Annotated in this window: 1 protein-coding gene; it reads left to right on the forward strand. The window is 63.0% G+C overall.

From position 1 onward, the window contains the following. Window positions 1–403 (forward strand): formyltransferase family protein (locus PH586_RS23440; RefSeq protein WP_271350213.1); only part of this gene is annotated, 403 nt, incomplete at both ends.

The raw sequence follows: 403 nt of genomic DNA on the forward strand, positions 1-403 counted from the left end.
TTTCGATGAGCAGGCCTTCCGTGCCGGTCTGGTCGAGCGTCTCGAACCCTTCGGCATGCACACCGAGCTGACCCCGCCGGGCTATCGAGCCAAGGTGGTGCTGATGGTGAGCAAGGCCGATCACTGCCTGAACGACCTGCTCTATCGCCAGCGCATCGGTCACCTGGCCATGGACGTGGTAGCAGTGGTGTCCAACCATCCCGATCTGGAGCCGCTGGCACGCTGGCACGGGATTCCCTATCACCATTTCCCCCTCGACCCGAACGAGAAGCCGGCGCAAGAGCGCAAGGTGATGCAGGTGATCGAGGACACCGGCGCCGAGCTGGTGGTACTCGCCCGCTACATGCAGGTGCTCTCGCCGGAACTGTGCCGCAAACTGGATGGCTGGGCGATCAACATCCAT

Source organism: Pseudomonas aestuarii (genome assembly GCF_027988105.1).
GTDB lineage: Bacteria > Pseudomonadota > Gammaproteobacteria > Pseudomonadales > Pseudomonadaceae > Aquipseudomonas > Aquipseudomonas aestuarii.